We start from the raw sequence: 18,445 nt of genomic DNA, 5'->3' as shown, positions 1-18,445 counted from the left end.
GGTCCTTATTGGCCCATCGCCTGTCCGAGCGACTGGCTGCCCCCGCCGCCCCCGTCGCGCCGCAAAGGGCTCCCCGTGGCCTGGCTCGTGAAGGACTCGGGAATCGCGTAGCGGAAGCTCTCGAGATACCGTTCATAGCCGAGCGCCGCCTGCTCGCCCGTCATCGGCAGGCCGGGACCTGCCTGCGCGCCGGAGCGCTGGATCTGCAGCAGCGCGCGCGTATCGTTGCGTTCGATGACCGGCACGGAGGGCAAGGGCGGCACGGCCGACATGGTTGGCCCATCGGTAGTCTGCTGTTGCGCAAGCGCGGGCACGGCGGACACACACAGCACCGCACCGAGCAGCAGCATTCGACGGAAGCTGGAAAGACGAGTGGCAAGCATCATGGTGTCGGTCTCGTTACGGTTGCACGGCGGCTTGTACGCCGGCTTGCGTGGCGCGCGCGTCGGACATCGCCAGCGGCCTGGCGGCCGCGACCTTGCCCCCCGCGCTGCTCCCGGCGCCGGCCCGCGCCTGCACCGCGCGCGCGATGCGCTCGGCCTCCTTGCGAATCGCCGCACGGGTGCTCTCGGGCAAATTCGCCTGCTGCATCATCGCGGTGGCCTGCGCGCGCTTGCCATCGGCCATCATCCAGACCGCCGCATTGCTCACGATGCGCGGATTCGCGCCGTCGAGCTGCAGCGCCTGCATCACGGGGACCTTCGCTTCCTGCAACGCGCCCCCGCGCATCAGCGCATAGCCAAGGTCGTTCGCGATCGATGCGCTCACAGGATCCAGCGTCGTCGCCTGCCGGAGCTCCATCACCGCGCGCGCAAAATCGCCCTGCCGCCCGGCAAGCAACCCAAGCCCGTGGTATGCCCGCGCCGCGCGATCGGTCGTCACCAGCTCGCGATACGCCTGCGCGGCCGCATCGTCCTGTCCCGTCTCGCGCAGCGCATCGGCACGCAGCAGCTTGAGTTCAGGGGTGGCTCCAAAACGTTGCTGATAGGCGTCGATATGCGCGAGGGAGGCGTAATACAGCCCCTCCTGCTGCATGCGGCCGATCAGGCCGATATACACGCCCCTGTCGCTGTACTCGGCGCGCTCTTCCTTGTCCCGCATCTTCGCGAGCTCGATCTGCGCGTCGGCCTGCTGCGCGAGGCGCTCGGCGCTATTGGAGCCAAGTCCCAGACCCGAACACCCACCCAGCAGGAGCAACGTGCCCCCCGCTACCGTCATGCCTACCGACGTGGCCGCCGCGCGTGCCATTCCCTTTATCGTCATCGTGCCGCACCCATCTGTGCCAGTAACCGAATCGCGCCAAGAAAGCCCGGACCCGCGGTGATGATCAGCAGCACCGGCAGCAGACTCACCACCATCACGCCCGTCATCTTCACGGTCAACTTGCCGATCTTGGCCTTCATGCGCGCCTTGCGCGCGACCTGCAATCGTTCCCCGAACTGCCGCAGCGGCTCCTGCACGCCACCGCCGTGGCGGTCCACCTGTGTCAGCAACGTGATCAGCCCCTTCAGATCCTCGCTATCGAATAGCCGGCCAATACGCAGCAGCGTCTGCTCGCGCGAACGGCCCGAAGCGAATTGCTGATTCGCGCGATGCAGTTCGGGCCCAAGCACGCGCAACAGGTTGCCGAACTCCACCACGATGATCTGCAGGCTCTGGTCGATCGACATCCCTACGCCCTGCAGCAGCCGCAGCATGTCGATCAGGACCGGCAGTTCCTCATCGACCTGCGCCAGCCGGGATCGGGCACGGCGCCGCAGCCACAGCTTGGGCGCGAAGAAGCCGAGCGAGAACGCCACGAAGCCCCAGGTGAGGGCCGCCTCGCCGCCGCCCTGCGCCTGGCCGCCCTGCACCTTCCATATCACCGCCAGAATCGACGCCACGATGGGCAGCGCCACCCGCAACGCGCCAAATACCGCGCGCGCCCGCACGCCATAGAAGCCGCACTGCTCCAGCAGCGCATGTTCTTCCTCGGTGACCACCGCGCGGCCGATGCGCGATTCGAGCCACCGCTGGTTGAAGCGCGACTGGATCGTCTTGCCCAGCGTGTGGCCCAGCTTGCCGCCGAGCGGTGGGCCAGCGGTGCTGGCCGCTTTCGCGCCATTCGCGGCATGCGCGGCATGCGTGGCATGCGCAGCGTTCGAGGTACCTCCCGCACCCGCCGCTCCGGCCGAGGTCGCTGCTGTTGCAGCGTTGGAAGTCACCCCGCCCCCCACCGTCTGTCCCGCGGCCGGCGCGGAGGCCCCTGCCTGCCGTTGCAGCGCGGAGTCGATCGTGCGTGCCGCGCGCGACCGCTGCCGCCATTGGCGCAGCAGCGGCCATGCCAGTAGCCCGGCCGCGCATGCCACCAACAGCAGACTAAGCGAAACCAATGTCGTCATGGTCATGGGCGCGCTCCTAGATCGATCGGGCCAGCCGATACAGCAACGCCACACCGGCGATCTCCAGACCCCCAGCCGCGAGAAGCATCGCGCGGCCCGCGGGGTCTTTCCACATCATCAGGATGTAGCCAGCATTGATCACGAACAGCCCGCCCGCCATCACGAGCGGCAGCAGGCCGAGCACCCACGCGGACATTCGCGTCTCCGCCGACATCGCCAGCAATTCGCGCTGCGCCTCCTCGTGATCGCGCATGAACGTCGCGGTGCGCTCCATCACCACATCCGCGCGCCCACCGTAGCGCGTGGCCAGCCGCAGCACGGCCGCCACCATGACCAGCTCGTCCAGCCGGTACACGCGCCCAACCTGCAATACGGCCTGATCGAGCTCCTTCCCGGCGCGCTGCAGATGAATTGCCTGCACAAGGCACTGCCGCAGCGGTGCCTCGGTATTGACCACGGTGTTCTGGAACGCCGCGGGCACGCTGCTGCCGATCGCCATCAGCCGCACCACGCCATCGAGAAAGCCCGGCAATTGACGCAGCATGCGCGTCTTGATGCGGCGAATGCGCAGCGAGACGAGGAAGGCGATCAGCGCGGCCGCCATGACGAGCATCGCCACCGCACCGATCGCACCGCCGATCAATGCCCCGACGAGAATCGCCACGCCCGCGGGCGCGCCGTAGCGCAGATACGTCCGCCGCGTGTCGGCCAGATCCGCCCGCCTCAGCAGATCGGTCCAGCGCCGCCTGAGGTCGCGGGTCGCCGCCTGCGGCCCGGGCTCGACCGGGGTGGCGTACCGCGCGCGCACCTGCTCCGTCTGCGCCTGCAAATGCGCGCGGGCCCCCTCGGCCTGCGCACGCGCGCGCGCCGTCGCGAGCATTAGCAGGCCCGCGCCGAGAATCAGCAGCGCGATGGCGGCGAGCAGGAGGCTGGCGCTAGACATCGAAGCGATCGTCGAGCATGAAGCCGGCCGGACGCATGCGCGCCAGCTTGGGCGAGTGAGGCAAGAGGCCGAGCGACAGCCAGCGGTCGGTCTCGTTGCCGTCCGGACCCTGCACGGGCTCGTGACGCCACAGTTCCTGCGTGGAAATGATGTTGTCGCCGAGGCCCGTGACCTCGGTGATCGACAGGATGCGGCGCTTGCCGTTGGACAGCCGGCCGATCTGCACGATGAAGTCGATCGCATTGGCGATCTGCCGCCGCAGGCTGATCTCGCTCCCCTGAAACCCGGCAAAACCGGCAAGCATCTCCAGCCGGTACAGGCATTCGCGCGGGCTGCTCGCGTGGATCGTGCCCATGGAGCCATCGTGCCCCGTGCTCATCGCCTGCAGCATCTCGAGCACCTCGCCGCCGCGCACTTCGCCGACGATGATGCGATCGGGCCGCATCCGCAGGCTGTTGCGCAGCAGATCGCGAATGGTCACCACACCCGTGCCCTCGAACCCGCCGGGCCGGCTCTCGAGCCGCACCACGTGCGGGTGATTGAGCGCCAGTTCCGCCGTGTCCTCGATCGTGATCACACGCTCGGTCACGGGCACGAACGTCGCCAGCGCGTTCAGCAAGGACGTCTTGCCCGAACTGGTGCCGCCGCTGACGAGGATGTTGCAGCGCGCTCTCACCGCAGCTTCCAGCAGCTCGCAGATCTCGGGGTTCATCGTGCCGAGCGACTGCAGGTCGGCTGGCGTCAGCGGATCCTTGCGGAACTTCCGGATCGACACCACGGGCCCTTCCAGCGCGAGCGGCGGAATGATGACGTTGATGCGGCCGCCATCGGGCAGCCGCGCATCGACCATCGGATTCGACTCGTCGAGACGGCGGCCGATCGGCGCGAGGATCCGGCGCACGATGCGCAGCAGATGGCCGCCATCGGCAAACCGAACCGGAATACGTTCGAGCACGCCATGGCGCGACACGTAGACGTCCATCGCGCCATTGACGAGGATGTCTTCGACCGCTGGGTCGTTGAGCAGGTCCTCGATCGGCCCGAATCCGGCCAGCTCTTTCGTCAGCGCCTCCGAGATCTGGCGCAGCTCCGCCTCGTTGATGGGAATGCGGCGCAACCGCGTGAAACTCTCGAGCTCCAGATCGACAAAGCGCTGGATGGCCACGCGCGACCACCGCCCGAACTCCGCGCCGAGTTCCTCGATGCGGGTCAGCAGATGCTCGTGCGCGGCCTCCTTGATGGTGTGGAACTCCTGCGAAGCAGGAAACGGTGCGGCGGCGTTATCCGAGAATTCGATCGCTTGCGTCATGTCAGTTCCCAGCCCGCCTGCGGCGCGGCGCGCGCCAGCCTTCGGGCAGTTTCTCCTTCATCCGGGCCAGCAGTCCGCGATCGGCCGCATGCCCCGCCTGATAGCCCAGCCGCTCCGCCAGCACCTCCACGGCGCGCACGTATGGATCGGCAGGCAGGTCATCCGCGAGTACCACCCCGCGGTTGGTCGCAAGTAGCAGCGCCTCTCGTCGCTCCGGCAGCGTCTCCACGGCCCGCACCCCCACGCGATCGGCAATCTGCGCCGCATCCACGCCGAGCCGCGCGTCGAAACGCGAGACCACGAGCCGCAGATCGTCGCGCTCGATCTCGCGCTTCTTCAGCTCCTGCAACAGCTCTGCCGCGGAGACGATCGCCCCGAGGCTCTGTTCCACGACGATCATCACGTGGTCCGCGGCGCTGACGATCTGCGACATGAAATCCATGTTGGTGAAGCCACCGAGATCGATCACCTGCATATCGAAAAACGCGCGCAACCGGTCCAGCAGCGCAAGCGCTTCCGAATACGAGATGTCGCGCAGCTCGCCGAGCGTGGAGGGCAGCGGCAGCAGCGACACGCCGTTGGCCTGACGCGCGAGCGCGGTCTGCACGAATACCTGGTCGAAGCGCCGCAGGTTGCGCACCGCCTCGACAAAATGAAACTCAGGCGAGACGTTGCAATACAAGGCCGCATCGCGCACGGGTAGTCCAAGGTCCAGCAGCAGGACTTCCGACGACGCCGGCCGTGAACCTTGCCGCACCGTCGCGGCGAGGTTCACCGCGAGCGTCGTCGCGCCCACGCCAGGACGCGCGCCCAGCACGGCCACGATGCCGCCCCGCCGCGTCGGCTCGGCCGCCTTGACCTGCGAGCGCGGCAGCATCAGCCGCTTGACCACCGCGGTGGCATCGGACGGGTTGCCGCGCAGGTCGATGAAGTCGCGCACGCCCGCGCGCAGCGCCATCAGCATCGCCTCCGGCTCCGACGCATGTCCCACCGCGACAAGCGGCAGCGTGGGGAACAGGCGCACGACATGCTCGGCGAGCCGCCCGGACACCTGCGCGTGCGTACCGGAAAAATCGAGGAACACGAGCCCCGGCCGAATCGCGCTTACCTGCTCCACGAACGACTCATGCGATCCGTCCTCGGCGACCAGCGCGCCCAGGCCCGTCAATGCGCCGCCAAGCCAGTGGCGCACGTCGTCGCGCCGCGTATTCATCAGGAAGTAATCGATCTCCACGTCTCGCTGCATCATCGCTGCCTGATCCCTATCGCGAGAAACCGGGCAGCGTCGGATCGACGTACTCCCCGGCAATGAAACGGCCCCACACGTTCGGGTTCGTACGCGTCGTGCCATCGTTGCCCACCGCGGCTATCGCCGGGGCGTCCTTCGCCATCGGCTTCACGAGGTGCGGCGTCACGATGATCACGAGTTCACGGTCCTCCTGATGAAAGTTCAGATTCTTGAAGAACGCCCCGATGATGGGCAGGTCGCCGAGGAACGGCACCTTGTTCACGTTGCTCACGGTGTTGCGGCTCACCAGGCCGCCGATCACGAAGCTTTCTCCATCGCCGAGCTCGATCATCGTGTCCGCGCGCCGCGTGACGATCGCCGGCACCGAAGCGCCGTTGATCTGGATACCGCGCGACGGATCGAGGTCGCTCGCCTCGGGCGCGACCTTCAGCGCGATGCGCTGGCTCGAGATCACCGTCGGCGACACCGTCAGGCCGATACCGAAGGGCTTGAACTGGATCGTCGTCGTCCCGAGCGCCTGCGGCACGGGAATCGGAATCTCGCCGCCCGCGAGAAAGCTCGCGCTCTGCCCGGACAGCGTGACCAGCGTCGGCTCGGCCAGCACGCGCACGAGACCGTTGGCTTCCAGAATGCTCAGGTTGGCGAACAGCCCGCGCGACGCCGACGCGGCCAGCAGGTTGAACGCACTCGCGATGGGCACCGTGCCCTCGATGTCCATGCCCTGCGGACTTGGCGTGATCTTGCTGATGGTGGTGGGGCTGAACGAGCCGAAGGCAAAGCCGCCGTTCTGCTTGACGAAGTTCAGGCCGACTTCCTTGATAATCGTCTTGCTGATCTCCATGACCTTCACATCGACCTGCACCGTACCGGATACAGGCACCGTCGACCGGTCGACGATGAGCCCTCCCTTGCCATCCGCGGCCTTGCCCGCCGACGTCGCCATGCGCGCCGCACGTTGCGCGCGCGCGGCTGCGGCGGCGTCCGGCGACTGGCCGCTGATCGTGGCGCCCGCGGTGGAGATGCTCACGTCGGCACCGCCGCGATCGGGCGACACCGCGTCCACCTGCACCGAATAGCTGACCGGCGCGCCGCCGCTCCAGATCATCAGGTCCGTCACCCCCGGCGACTTGGCGACGACGAGCACGGACGGCGGTCCGCTGCGATGCTTCAGCAGCAGCGCATCGGCCACGGCCGGATTGCTCACCGCCACACGCTCGAGCGCGGGTCCGGGACGTATCTCCTGCTGCGCGCCCGCGAGCATGCGCATCGAGCGCGCGCCCGCGGCCGCATCCTGCGCGTGCGCCGCAGGGGTAAGAGAGGTCGATAACGCGAACAAGGCCAGGGAAAATCGCAGGGCATTGAGGAAGGAAGTGGGCATACCGTGCGACTCGTGTTATTCCGTATCTCGCTTGCCAGCGCGGATGACCTCCACGCCGGAAGTCCGGGCCGTCGTAGCGGGCTCGCGCCGCACGGGGGCGGCGGCAGGCGCGGGTTGTGTGATCGGTGCGGGGACCGGCCCCACATTACGCGCTGCGGCTGGCGGCGCGCCGATCATCCCCGCGAGCGCGACGCCCGCCACCGCGCGATCCGCAGGAGCATGCTGCGCTTCCGCGGGCACGCCGGCGCGGGCCTTCAGCACACCTGCGGGTTCGGCGAACATGCCTTCGCTGGGCATCTCCGGATCCTTCGGATTGCGCAGCGCCAGCATCAATCGCCCCGCCTGTTGCGCAAGCGCAAGCTGGCTGACCGCGGCGAGCGGAACCGAAAGCACCGCTGTCTTCGCGCCGTCGCGGCGGGTCATCAGCTGCTCGGCCTCCTGCTGCGGCGCTTCGTTGACGGCGCCGTGCCCGTAGGCCAGCACGCGCAGGCGCGACAGGAGCATGCGCGCCTGGCTCTCGGCAATCTCCTGCGAGTCGCGCCGCATCACCACGAACACGTCGACATAGTCGCCTGGCTGGACCTGATGGCCGACGCCGATGACTTCATCGACGGCCACCGCGACCGCGCGCTCGCCATCGGGCACCTGCCGCGCGAGGCCCGCGAGCAACTGGCTCTCGAGTACCGGCACGTTGGCGCCAAGGCTGACCAGCGGCACCTGTCCCACCACACGTGTCGTGTCGCGATACGCGCCGCCGGGGTCGAGCGGCAACTGCGCGATGCGCACGGCATCCGCGGCGATCGGCTTCCCCGCCTCCACCGGCCGCGTCGTGACCACGACGGGATGCAGCGCGACGGTGCCCTGCGGTTGCACGACGGGCGTGCTCTGGCGGCTGACCTGCCAGGCGAGCAACGCCAGCAGGCCCGCCAGCACGAGCAGGCAGACCGCAATGATTCGAATGGTATTGCTGCTCATGCATCGACCCTTTTGAAACCCGCAATTCGTGTCGTGAGACACGACCGCGCGGCACGTATCCGACCGGCCGCGGCGCAGAGAAACCTTGTTGTCATGTATCCGGGGAGAGCTGCACCGTCGCACTGCCAGTGAGCGTCGCGGGTACCGGGACCAGCGGCAGCGTGGGCAGCAGCGAAGTAGTAGGCAGGTTCAGGGTCACGCGCACGCAGACGGCACCGGCAGGCGCGGTACATGCGATGGCCTGCGCGATATCTGCGTTATTGACGCGCGAACGAATGGAAACCGGCAGCGTTGCCTGCGCAGTCTGCGCGGCGGCGAGCACACGCGGGCCCACCGTCGACCCCGCGTTGCCACCGTTCGATGCCAGCGGATAGCGCAGCGCAGCGCGCGCGCCCTCCGCCGCAGCGAGCGTCAGCGCCTGCTGCAGAGCGAATACAACGCCGTAATAAACAATGCCAAGGACGACCGATATCAACATCGGCAGCACAATGGCGAACTCCAGCGCCGCAACCCCCGCGGTACGGCGCCGATTCCGGTTTTCCATTCGTGACATGCTTCACCCGGTCGTGAGACCGCCGCGCGCCAAACCGGTGGCGCGGACCCTGAATGAGAAAGCGTTTCTCGTTGATCGGCGTGACCGCACGACGTACCTTCACCGAACGCGCGCGAACTCCCGCACTCGCATGCCTGGGCACGCGAACGCGTGTTGGAGATTTCAAATGCGCGGAGAGGTGGGCGTAACGCTCAAGCGTTCACGCGAGGGGCCTGCGGTCAGGTTCCGGAGCCGGAGCCGGACGAGGTACCAGTCATCATGTTCTTGACCGTGGTCCCCAGCGCGGTGAAGCCCGAACTGATATCGCCGCCCAGCTGCTTCGCGCCAACCGCGATGCCGAGCGCCACAAGACCCACGATGAGGGCGTATTCGATCGCGGTAGCACCGCGTTGTTGCCGATGAAAGCGCGCCAGCACTTTTTTCATGGTTTCACTCCCGACGTGAAAAGGAACAACTCGCGACCCAGCGCTGCTGTTATTCACCCCATGTACCCGAACTGACTCTAATCGGTCAGTTACTTCTGACGTTTTTTTCGCTGGTAGAGAATTTATAAAACATGCAATGTTGTAGACATACCCCCCATTCGAGCTATGCCAATGTGAGCATACGCACAGACAAGCGTTTGAAGCGTGACCTACGAACAGAGTAAGTCCTCGCTGAATACGCGATTTGTGAAAGAACGGCCGGTTAAAACATGAAGAAAGTGCAGCGTCCTGACTTTAGAAAGCCAGAACGCTGCATGCTTCGAATAAAAGGATGCGCCGCGCGGGGTAAAGACGACAACGCACCGTAAAGTAGTCGTTAAGGGAAAATCCTGATGATCGAAATACGACTCAGCGTGCGAGACCGAGCAGATTCGGCAACCCGAGCGCGGGCTGCCCGCTCGTGCCCGTGCTGGCCGCCCCACCCGCGGCGCCCTTGACACTGCTCGTCAATCCACCGACCAGGCCCGTCACGGGCGCGAGCAGACCGGTGACCGGTGCGAGCGGGCTGGCGCTCCCGCTTCCCGAACCCCCGCCCGCTACGTTCCCGAGACCGCCTGTCACACCGCCCAGCAGATTCGTGACCGGGGCTAGCGGGCTGGCGCTCCCGCTACCCGAACCCCCGGCGCCGCCGAGGCCACCTGTCACGCCGGAGAGCGGCAGGTTGTTGAGCAGGCCGCCGAGCGGATTGCCGCCCGCGCCGCCCGCGCCACCATTGCCGTGCAGGGCCACGCCGGCCACTGCCACGGTCTTGCCCAGTTCCGTCACCACGCCACCGAGCGGCGAAATCACGGGCTTGTCCGCATTCGTCAGCATGCTGCCGCCGCTCGCGACCGTACCGCCGAGCGTCGTGAGCAGCGAGTTCACCGGCGTACCGAGGCCCGTGGCACCGCCGACGGTCTGCGTCGCGTTCGTGAGCTGCGTGGTCAAGGGCACGATCACCTTGCTCGTCGCGCCCGTGACCTGCGCAACCGGACCGTTGTTCAACGTGTCACCGAGCTTGCCGCCAACGGTCTGCACGACATCGCCGACCTTCTGCACGACGCCACCCACGGGATTCACCACCGGTGCGAGCGGCGAGAGCTGATCGCTGCCGAGCGACTTCACGACATCGCCCACGCTCGAGACCGTCTCGCCAGTCTTCACGACGACATTGCCCGTGTTGCCCACGGTGACGCCCACGGGGTTGTCGACCGCGCCGATTTTGCCGAGGCCATCGCGCACGCCATCGCCTAGCGTGGCCACGGTCTCGCCGGCCTTGATCAACACGCCGCCGGTCGCATCCTGCGTGGCATCCGGCAGCACGGGGAGATTCGCGTCCTGCAGCTGCTTGCCGATCTGGCTGACGGCGTTACCTGTCGCCACGACGGTATTGCCCACGCCCTCGCCTACCTGGCCCACGGGCGTCGTCTGCGGCGTCTGCGTGGGCGGCGTGGGATCGGACGGCGTCTGCGACTGGCTCGGATTGGTGGGGCTTGCGCCGCTACCGTGTCCGCCAGAGGAGCAGCCTGCCAGCATGAGCAGTGCCGCCGCGCTGGCGATGGCCATCACGTTCATCGGACGGTGGGTCGTGACCTTCATGATCGTTCTCCTTTGGTGTTCTTTCGCTGTGTGTCCCGCGCGGCTATAAGGCTCCATCGACATCTGTCGTGGCCAACCACCCGTTCGGATCGGCGACGCTGCATTCGTCGTTGCGCTGTCCCTTCTTTGCGCTGTCCCTTCTTTGCGTTGTCGAATCGGCGGAACCCATTCCGCAAAGCGCGTGCCAAGCGCTGACACTTGTCTCAAACGATCTCCCGCCGTATGTCGCAAAGCCTTGTGACATGCGGCTTTCTGCGTCATTGCCATCGCGCATCGCTACATCGCGATAGCTGCCCCGCGGACGTTACGTGTCACGTAACGTGTTTCGCCGTCACCCCGCCGTTACGTAACGCGTAACGCGATCCGTACGCCCGCGCGACGCCGTCCGCTTGATGCGCGCGTTTGATCAATGCCGCGCAAACCCTTGTGCCACGCGGCTTCCAGCAACCTCCCCCCACAGAAGCGGTAAGTGCGCGGTTCACTGGCACATCGCTTGCGCTACTGGCATACGGGTACGGCGCGCCGCCACATGCGGGACACAACAGCGGCAACAAGCGTCGTGAGTCCTTTGTCGGGTAAATCAAGGAAACGGTCATGCGCAACGAACAACGTCGTGCTTCGAAGCACGCAGCAAACAACATCGCCAACAAGGTCGCAAACAAGGTCGCTCTGGCCGCTCTGGTCGGCTCGCTGCTCGCACTGGGCGGCTGCGCAAGCGGCAGCGGTTCCACGTCGATGGGCACCGCGGGCACGTCCGGCAGCAACGGATCCACGGGCACGATCGGCGGCGGCAACGGTACGGGCGGCGGCACCGATAACGCCAGTAATGGTGGCAACAGCGGTGGCAACAACGGCGGCAATAACGGTGGCGACAATGGCGGAAACAACGGCGGCAACAACGGCGGTGAGACCGTCGTCAAGACGCCGACCGGCACCGTGGCCGATAACGCCGGCAACATCGTCAATAGCGTGGGCAACGCCGTCACCGATGTCGGCAATCAGGTCAAGAACGCACCGCTGCCCGTCGTCTCGACGCAAACCAAGGACGGTCTCGGCGGCGTGCTGGCGTCGGTCGGCGGCGCCGTCGGCGCGCTCGGCGATGGCGTCAAGGACGGCCTCGGCAACATGCCGAACAACACGAACCCGCTCGGCACCACCGTCGCGAGCACCGGTAATGTCGTCAGCAATCTCGGTGGCGCGGTCAGCAATGCGGGCAGCGCGGTGGCCGGCCTGGGCACCGGCACGCTCGCGCCGCTCGGCGCGGTCGCCTCGCCCGTGGGCAACGTCGTGACGCAGGTCGGCGGCGTGGTGGACAAGGTTGGCGACAAGCTCGGCGCCGCGCTCTCCACGGGCCCGGTCGAACAGGTCACGAGCACGGTCAGCAAGGCCATCGTGCCGCTGACGTCGGCGGTGACCAGCACCACGCAGAACGTCGGCGCCGCAACGGGTCTCGGCGTGCCCGTCAGCACGCTGCTCGGCGCGCTCGGCGGCGCGCTCGCGAACGGCGGGAACACGCTCACCAACGCCAACACCCCGGTGGTCTCGAGCGTCGGCGGCGTCCTCACCAGCGCGGGCACCACCGTCGCGTCGGTCGGCGGTGTCGTCAATAACCCCAACGGGGCCGGCAGCAACCCGCTTGCACCGGTCACGGGTCTCCTCGGCGGGCTCACTGGCGGGCTTACCGGCGGCAGCAACGGCGGCGGTGCCACCGGCCCGCTCGCGCCGGTCACCAGCCTCGTCAGCGGTCTGACCGGCGGGCTCACCAGCGCGGTCGGCGGTGCCACGAGCGGCGGCGCGGCCAGCGGCGGCCCGCTTGCACCCGTCACCAGCCTCGTCAGTGGCCTGACCGGCGGGCTCACCAGCGCGGTGGGCGGTGCCACGAGCGGCGGCGCGGCCAGCGGCCCGCTCGCGCCCGTCACCAACCTCGTCAGCGGTCTCACCAGCGGGCTGACCAGCGCGGTGGGCGGAGCGGCGAGCGGTGGCGGCGCACCGAACAGCCCGCTCGCTCCGGTCACCAACCTCGTCGGCGGCGTCACCAGCGCGCTCAGCGGTGGCAATGCGCCCGCAGGCCATACCGGCGGCGGTTCGGGTTCCGGCAGCAGCGCCGGCGCCCTCGCTCCGGTGACGGGCCTGGTAGGCGGTCTCGTCGGCGGCGTGACGGGCGCACTCGGCGGCAAGCGCTGATCCGCGGCCACCCACGCACAGCAACACCGCACCTCAGCAATACGGCAGCGGCCTCGCAGAACCGGCAGGGGGAACGGCACCCCTGTCGGGCGAGGCACGCGACCGGGCCACACGACGTGGCCACTCCAACGCCGGCATGCAGTGCATTTCTTCTGGGGTATTACCATGCGTACACGCCATCGCGTTGCCGCGCTGATCATCGGCGTCGGTACCTGTCATCACCTGCCCGCGTTCGCCGAACGCAGTCCCGTGCAGGGCGATCCCACCCAAACGCTGCCGTCCATCGCGCCGGCCAGGCCGCCGCAAAGCAACGTCACCGTTCAGGTCGAACGTCCCGACAACGCGCTGCAGAACCTGCTCGCCGCGCGGCTCACGCCACGTCGCTTCCAGATCGAAGGCGTCAAGACGCTGCCGTTCGATCAGATCGCCGCCAAGTTCGCCCCCCTCGCCAATCGCGAAATCACCGTCGCCGAACTGCTCAAGGCTGCGGAAGACGTGACCGCGATGTACAAGGAAGCGGGCTACCCGCTCTCGTTCGCCTTCGTGCCCGCACAGGCATTCGAGAACGGCAACGTGCTCGTCACCGTGGTGGAGGGCTACGTCTCCAACGTCACCGTGCAGGGCAAGCCCGGTCCGGCCGAAGGCCGCCTGCGGAAGATCGCCGAGCAGTTGAAAAAGGACCGTCCGCTGCGCACCGAAAGCTTCGAGCACTACGTCAACGTGCTCGCGCAACAGCCCGGCATGCAGGTCGCCGCCACCGTGCAGCCGCCGACCACGACCGACGGCGCGTCGGAGATGGTGCTCGACGTCAAGCGCAAGCCGTTCACGTTCGGCACTGGCCTCGAGTACGTGTCGCCGGGCATCCGCGGCATTGCTACGGCGACGACGAACAGCCTGACGCCGCTCGGCGAACAGATCTCGATTTCGGCGCTCTATCCGAAGGGACCCAACAGCGAGGAGTACTACGCCGCCAGCTATGCGCAGCCGCTCGGCACGGAGGGGATGCTCGCCAAGCTGTATGCGTCGCACTATCGCGGCAATCCGGAGAATTCGACGCTCGCACCGATCGGTTTCGAATCGCGCTATGTCAACGACAGCAAACGCATCGGCACGTCGCTAAGCTACCCGTTCATCCTCAGCAACCGCCATACGCTCACTGCCACGGGCGGCTTCTATCTCAACGAACAGTTCGAACGCTACACCCAGGCGGTGCAGCCCGGCGCGGGACGGCAAATCACGCTGGGGACCAACGTGCGGGTGGCCAGCGCGGAGCTCGCCTATCAGTTTCGTGGGGAGGGTGTCACGCGTAGCGCCACGCTAGGGGTGTTCAAGGGCATCGACGGCCTGGGCGCGAACCGCGAGAACAACCAGAACGACCTCAGCTTCGTTCGCACGCGGCTCCTGCTGTCGCAGGCCAACGACCTGCCGCTCGGCTTCGGTGTCGCGTTCTCGGCGGCCGGCCAGTACAGCGCGCAAAAGCTCGCGTCCAGCGAACAGATCAGCTTCGGCGGCCGCTTCTTCGGCCTCGGCTACCCCGCGGGCGAAGTCGCGGGCGACAAGGGCTTCGGCGCATCGGCGGAGATCAACCGCATGTTCGCGGTGGACTTCACGTACCTGAAGACGCTGCAGCCATTCATTGCCTACGACATGGCGCGCGTGTTCTCGAACAGCTTCTCGCTATCCCACCGCAACCTTGCCTCGGTCGCGCTGGGGCTGCGCTTCTCGGACCGCCGCTTCTACTCGATGGACATCTCCCTCGCGCAACCGGTCGCGGACAAACCCGTCAACGCCAGCCACCGCTCGCCGCGCATCAATCTGCTGTGGTCGTATCAGTTTGATTGAGCGATGGGCCGGGGAGAGGGGCCAGGGGAGAGGGCTCACGTTGACCCGAAGGGGGGCGAAGCCCCCCCCTGGGGAGAGGGCACAACTCAATTCACCCTGAACCCGATCTTCACCGTCACCTGAAAATGCGCCACCGCTCCATCCACAACATGCCCCCGCGTCTCGACAACCTCAAACCAGTCGATATGCTTGATCGTCTCGTTGGCCTTCGAGATAGCATTGCGAATCGCTGCATCCGTGCCATCGGGCGCGGTCCCAACGATCTCGACGAGCTTGTACGTGTGGTTCGACATTGAGTACTCCTGTTTGGTTGTTCGTCTCTCCATCATAGGAAACGAAAGTAAGCAGGTGTGATGGTTATTGCTCAGGGGCACACAGCCTGCTACGCTGCGGGCCGGTTTTCCACCCCTGTCAATCGACCCCATCAAGCCGTGCCCGCCAGTCAAAGACTCATCGCCACCGTTGCCCTGCTCCTCTGCGCCACAACCGCCCACGCACGCCTGGCCTCATCGCTGGAAAGCCTCGCCGACGCCATCGGCACGCCAACCACGCGCCCCGCGCCGTTCGCCACAGGCAGCAGCTACACCCTCTGCTTCGTGCCAGACGGCCCCAGCTGCCAGGACATGATCGTCGACGCCATCGGCAAGACGCGCCGCAAGCTGCTGATCCAGGCATACTCGTTCACCAACGCCGCCATCGCCGAAGCCGTCGCGGAGGCGCACCGTCGCGGCGTGGACGTCCGTGTGATCGTGGACAAGAGCCAGACATCCGAGCGCTACACGAGCGCCACGTTCCTCAAGCACGCCGGCATCCCGGTCGTGGTGGATACCAAGCCCGCCATCGCCCACAACAAGGTCATGGTGTTCGACGATCAGGCCGTGTTCACGGGCTCGTTCAATTTCACGAAGGCCGCCCAGCAGCGCAACGCCGAAAACGGCATGCTTATCCGCGGCGACGCTGCCATCGTTCGCGCCTACACCGACAACTGGAACACGCGCTTCCGCCAGTCGTCCGAGTACTGACCACGCCATGAGTGCACGACGCAACGTCGTGCACTCGCGCAAAATTCAGCCAAACACTGACATACGAGCCGCGCCGGCCGATATCTACTAGAGCCATGATCATCAGCGGACCGCGTACGCCCGTGCGCATACCGCGAGAGGACATTGCAGATGAAATCCGGTTTCAAGCGCGTGGCGCTTGCGGCAGCGACCGTTGCCGCGCTCACGCTCCCGATTGCGGCAAAGGCTGACCTCACCACTGCTACGGCGGGCCCGTTCACGTACGTGTGCGGCGGCGTCGCCCAGGACGAACAGCAACAGCTGCGCTCCGAAGCGAGCCACTACGACATGGGACTGCTCTTCACGAAGGGCAGCAACGGCGAATACCTCGCGGACGTCAACGTCAAACTGCTGCGCAACGGCAAGCAGGTTGCGGAATTCACCTCCGACGGCCCGCGCTGCCTGATCAAGGGCCCGCGTGCGTCGTACCAGGTCGTCGCCACTTATGAAGGGGCCTCGAAGCGGACCACACTTAGCCCCGGTTCCAGAAACGTGCAATTGCGCTGGTAATCCTTCCAGCGCGCCACAGATCAGTAGCACTGCGACCGCCTCGCGCGGTCCGATGCCGGAAACCCGTCCCCGTCGGGTTCCGGCATTTTTTTTGCGAAGTTTTTTTGGGGCGAAGTTAGATCAAAGCGAACAACTCACCCGCACGCCAACCAGCGTACCCTCGCGCATCCGCGACGACGGCGCCCGCACCGCCCGCGACAGCGCCGCATCGATACTGACGGCGCGCCACGTCGCCCCGATCCCCAGCGCCACACCCGTCAACGCCCCCGATCGCGCCGCCGGGTTCCGGTTGATCACGGTACCCCAGTCGAACCCCGCATAGAGGCGTCCCCGTACCGCGTTCGCGCCGCTCAGCACCAGCCAGGGCAGGCTCGCCTCGGTCCGCACGTAATAGCCGTGATCGCCCCCGAGGCTATGATCCCGAAACCCGCGCACCGATCCGGGTCCGCCAATCAAGAGCTGCTGCGAACCATAGAGGGTGTTCAGCGAATACTGTCCGCTGAACTGGGCGGACAGCACCACCGCGCGGCTGCCGACCTGCAGCCTCCGCGCATGGCTCATCGCCATCGTGAATTTCTGAAACTGCGCGTGTGGGACATCGTCGCGCAAGCCAGCGGGATCGCGATAAGCCCCAAGCATCGCGAGACCGCGCACCGCACTAAACCGCGCCGTGGAGATGCCCCCGAACCTCCGCGTCGTCGCGCCAATCCCGAGGTCCAGAAACGTGAAATCGCGATCGCTGACACCAAGCGAATGTCCCGCGATCCAGGTCTGCCCCGACTGCAACGCCAGCCGGCCCGACACCGTGACGCGCGACATCGCATCGCGATAGACGACGCGGTCGTCCCCAACACTGAACAGATCGGTGCGGCCTTCGATGGGGATCTTGCGTCCGCTATAGGGGAACGTCACCGTATTCAGGTACGTGCTGCGGCTCCACTGCATCGATAACGCGTGATAGCCGTACGGAACCTGGGCCTGCAGCGCCGTGGCATCCGATCGATGGCCCCCCTCCAGCGGAAAGACCGATTGACGTCGCGTCAGCGCGAACAGCTCGTTGAAGCCGAACGGACTGTCGAGCGTGAGCGTTGCCGATAAGGCGTTGCGGCCCGTGGCCTTGGTTCCCATGTTGTCGAGCGACGCGTACAGGTGCAGGGGCCGCGAACTGCGGTTGATCACGTTCACGATCGTCTGCCCCGGCTCGGTCCCGGGATACAGCCCGATTCGCGCATCGTTGGAAGAGAGCCGATTGATCTGCTCGACCGCCTGCTCCAGATCGCGCAGGTTGAGCAATTCCCCTGGACGCGCAGGAAACACGCCTGGCGGCCACACCGCCTTCTCGCGGTTGCTGTCGACGTCGTAGCGCTCGATGACGCCCTGGATCACGTGGATCGCGAGCGCGCCGTCCTCGGCGGGGCGCTCGGGCAGATAGGCGCGCGTCGTCACCTCGCCTCGCTCGATGAAATACCGTGTCAGTTCCGCGCGAAGCGCGTGAAGATCGGCGGTGCCGAGGCATCGTCCTTCGAACGCCTCGCGAAGCCGCGCCAGTTCACCCGCCTCGACGCGCTCCGCATCGCCAGTCAATACGATGCGCAGGACCTCGCCGCACGCCTCGGCCTCCTCGGGCGGCTGCGCTTCGACCTGGCGGTCCTCGCGAGACATCGCTCCGAGGTCCGCCCCCTGCGGATCCGGCAATGCGCGCATCGCGCGCTCCTGATCCTCCTGCAGGCGTTCCTGCTGCTGGTTCTCGATCAACTGATCGCGCCGGAGCAGCCGCGACGCGCGTCCCGCGTCGGGCAGCGCCTGCGGGACCCCCGCCTGCTGCGCCTGCGCGTGAGTGGCAAAGCCAGGAAACACACAAACCGCGCCGAGCAGCGATGCGAACGGCATCCGGAAATTGGCGCGGGCGGTACTCAGGACAGAGATCGATACGGGCTGACGAGTCGGCAGGAGCGGCATGAGCAAGACATCGATGATTGTGACGGGTCGCCACAATG

The 18,445-nt window shown here is 66.7% G+C and carries 17 protein-coding genes; 4 read left to right on the top strand and 13 right to left on the bottom strand.

Annotated features, from left to right (window positions below):
• Positions 1–5: 5 nt before the first annotated feature.
• The 11 genes from KHP16_RS27555 to KHP16_RS27505 form a co-directional block, all read right to left on the bottom strand.
• A complete protein-coding gene (locus KHP16_RS27555; protein WP_244836088.1) occupies positions 6–386 on the bottom strand; it encodes a DUF3613 domain-containing protein in 381 nt (126 codons plus the stop codon).
• A gap of 13 nt (positions 387–399) precedes the next feature.
• On the bottom strand, positions 400–1,248 hold the full coding sequence (locus KHP16_RS27550; RefSeq protein WP_211961572.1) for a tetratricopeptide repeat protein: 849 nt from the start codon (positions 1,246–1,248) through the stop codon (positions 400–402).
• An 11-nt stretch (positions 1,249–1,259) separates the two neighbouring features.
• Positions 1,260–2,387 (bottom strand): type II secretion system F family protein, encoded by a 1,128-nt coding sequence (locus tag KHP16_RS27545; RefSeq protein WP_211961571.1) that lies wholly within the window; start codon positions 2,385–2,387, stop codon positions 1,260–1,262.
• A 10-nt stretch (positions 2,388–2,397) separates the two neighbouring features.
• Positions 2,398–3,324 carry a type II secretion system F family protein gene (locus tag KHP16_RS27540; protein WP_211961570.1) on the bottom strand — a complete coding sequence of 309 codons (927 nt, stop codon included), beginning with the start codon at positions 3,322–3,324 and terminating at the stop codon, positions 2,398–2,400.
• Entirely contained in the window at positions 3,317–4,633 is a 1,317-nt protein-coding gene (locus tag KHP16_RS27535) for a CpaF family protein (RefSeq protein WP_109585528.1), read from the bottom strand. Before KHP16_RS27535 ends, KHP16_RS27540 begins: the two co-directional genes overlap by 8 nt.
• A 1-nt stretch (position 4,634) precedes the next feature.
• Positions 4,635–5,861: a pilus assembly protein gene (locus tag KHP16_RS27530; RefSeq protein WP_415831137.1), complete on the bottom strand. Its 1,227-nt coding sequence runs from the start codon at positions 5,859–5,861 to the stop codon at positions 4,635–4,637.
• A gap of 34 nt (positions 5,862–5,895) precedes the next feature.
• The gene (locus KHP16_RS27525; RefSeq protein ID WP_115953476.1) at positions 5,896–7,260 is read right to left on the bottom strand and encodes a type II and III secretion system protein family protein; all 1,365 of its coding nucleotides are present in this window, start codon (positions 7,258–7,260) and stop codon (positions 5,896–5,898) included.
• Between the two features lie 15 nt (positions 7,261–7,275).
• Positions 7,276–8,235, bottom strand: a complete 960-nt coding sequence (cpaB, locus tag KHP16_RS27520; RefSeq protein ID WP_211961569.1) for a Flp pilus assembly protein CpaB — start codon at positions 8,233–8,235, stop codon at positions 7,276–7,278.
• Between the two features lie 91 nt (positions 8,236–8,326).
• The gene (locus KHP16_RS27515; RefSeq protein ID WP_244214626.1) at positions 8,327–8,779 is read right to left on the bottom strand and encodes a TadE family protein; all 453 of its coding nucleotides are present in this window, start codon (positions 8,777–8,779) and stop codon (positions 8,327–8,329) included.
• A gap of 227 nt (positions 8,780–9,006) precedes the next feature.
• Positions 9,007–9,213 carry a Flp family type IVb pilin gene (locus tag KHP16_RS27510; protein WP_109585532.1) on the bottom strand — a complete coding sequence of 69 codons (207 nt, stop codon included), beginning with the start codon at positions 9,211–9,213 and terminating at the stop codon, positions 9,007–9,009.
• A gap of 408 nt (positions 9,214–9,621) precedes the next feature.
• A complete protein-coding gene (locus KHP16_RS27505; protein ID WP_211961568.1) occupies positions 9,622–10,851 on the bottom strand; it encodes a collagen-like triple helix repeat-containing protein in 1,230 nt (409 codons plus the stop codon).
• Between the two features lie 579 nt (positions 10,852–11,430).
• On the opposite strand from KHP16_RS27505, the gene KHP16_RS27500 reads away from it, so the two are divergent.
• Positions 11,431–13,035: a collagen-like triple helix repeat-containing protein gene (locus KHP16_RS27500; RefSeq protein WP_430392574.1), complete on the top strand. Its 1,605-nt coding sequence runs from the start codon at positions 11,431–11,433 to the stop codon at positions 13,033–13,035.
• 165 nt (positions 13,036–13,200) lie between these two features.
• A complete protein-coding gene (locus tag KHP16_RS27495; RefSeq protein WP_211961566.1) occupies positions 13,201–14,877 on the top strand; it encodes a ShlB/FhaC/HecB family hemolysin secretion/activation protein in 1,677 nt (558 codons plus the stop codon).
• Positions 14,878–14,963: 86 nt separating this feature from the next.
• Here the strand turns inward: KHP16_RS27495 and KHP16_RS27490 are convergent, their stop codons facing one another.
• The gene (locus KHP16_RS27490; protein ID WP_109585536.1) at positions 14,964–15,170 is read right to left on the bottom strand and encodes a dodecin; all 207 of its coding nucleotides are present in this window, start codon (positions 15,168–15,170) and stop codon (positions 14,964–14,966) included.
• Positions 15,171–15,308: 138 nt separating this feature from the next.
• On the opposite strand from KHP16_RS27490, the gene KHP16_RS27485 reads away from it, so the two are divergent.
• Complete coding sequence (locus tag KHP16_RS27485) at positions 15,309–15,899, top strand: phospholipase D family nuclease (protein WP_244214627.1); 591 nt, start codon at positions 15,309–15,311, stop codon at positions 15,897–15,899.
• A gap of 150 nt (positions 15,900–16,049) precedes the next feature.
• On the top strand, positions 16,050–16,448 hold the full coding sequence (locus KHP16_RS27480; RefSeq protein WP_244214628.1) for a hypothetical protein: 399 nt from the start codon (positions 16,050–16,052) through the stop codon (positions 16,446–16,448).
• Positions 16,449–16,568: 120 nt separating this feature from the next.
• Here KHP16_RS27480 and KHP16_RS27475 read toward each other — a convergent pair whose 3' ends face one another.
• Complete coding sequence (locus tag KHP16_RS27475) at positions 16,569–18,407, bottom strand: ShlB/FhaC/HecB family hemolysin secretion/activation protein (protein WP_211961564.1); 1,839 nt, start codon at positions 18,405–18,407, stop codon at positions 16,569–16,571.
• Between the last annotated feature and the right edge of the window lie 38 nt (positions 18,408–18,445).

It is taken from the genome of Cupriavidus plantarum, from assembly GCF_905397285.1.
In the GTDB taxonomy this organism is placed as follows: domain Bacteria; phylum Pseudomonadota; class Gammaproteobacteria; order Burkholderiales; family Burkholderiaceae; genus Cupriavidus; species Cupriavidus plantarum.
Note: the sequence above shows the minus strand (reverse complement) of the source record. Positions and strands in the feature narration are given on the sequence as shown.

Bases quoted from the DNA above. Each gene is read 5' to 3' on its own strand.
- KHP16_RS27555 (WP_244836088.1), bottom strand. From the start codon at position 386: ATGATGCTTGCCACTCGTCTTTCCAGCTTCCGTCGAATGCTGCTGCTC.
- KHP16_RS27550 (WP_211961572.1), bottom strand. From the start codon at position 1,248: ATGGCACGCGCGGCGGCCACGTCGGTAGGCATGACGGTAGCGGGGGGC.
- KHP16_RS27545 (WP_211961571.1), bottom strand. From the start codon at position 2,387: ATGACCATGACGACATTGGTTTCGCTTAGTCTGCTGTTGGTGGCATGC.
- KHP16_RS27540 (WP_211961570.1), bottom strand. From the start codon at position 3,324: ATGTCTAGCGCCAGCCTCCTGCTCGCCGCCATCGCGCTGCTGATTCTC.
- KHP16_RS27535 (WP_109585528.1), bottom strand. From the start codon at position 4,633: ATGACGCAAGCGATCGAATTCTCGGATAACGCCGCCGCACCGTTTCCT.
- KHP16_RS27525 (WP_115953476.1), bottom strand. From the start codon at position 7,260: ATGCCCACTTCCTTCCTCAATGCCCTGCGATTTTCCCTGGCCTTGTTC.
- cpaB (WP_211961569.1), bottom strand. From the start codon at position 8,235: ATGAGCAGCAATACCATTCGAATCATTGCGGTCTGCCTGCTCGTGCTG.
- KHP16_RS27515 (WP_244214626.1), bottom strand. From the start codon at position 8,779: ATGGAAAACCGGAATCGGCGCCGTACCGCGGGGGTTGCGGCGCTGGAG.
- KHP16_RS27510 (WP_109585532.1), bottom strand. From the start codon at position 9,213: ATGAAAAAAGTGCTGGCGCGCTTTCATCGGCAACAACGCGGTGCTACC.
- KHP16_RS27505 (WP_211961568.1), bottom strand. From the start codon at position 10,851: ATGAAGGTCACGACCCACCGTCCGATGAACGTGATGGCCATCGCCAGC.
- KHP16_RS27495 (WP_211961566.1), top strand. From the start codon at position 13,201: ATGCGTACACGCCATCGCGTTGCCGCGCTGATCATCGGCGTCGGTACC.
- KHP16_RS27490 (WP_109585536.1), bottom strand. From the start codon at position 15,170: ATGTCGAACCACACGTACAAGCTCGTCGAGATCGTTGGGACCGCGCCC.
- KHP16_RS27480 (WP_244214628.1), top strand. From the start codon at position 16,050: ATGAAATCCGGTTTCAAGCGCGTGGCGCTTGCGGCAGCGACCGTTGCC.
- KHP16_RS27475 (WP_211961564.1), bottom strand. From the start codon at position 18,407: ATGCCGCTCCTGCCGACTCGTCAGCCCGTATCGATCTCTGTCCTGAGT.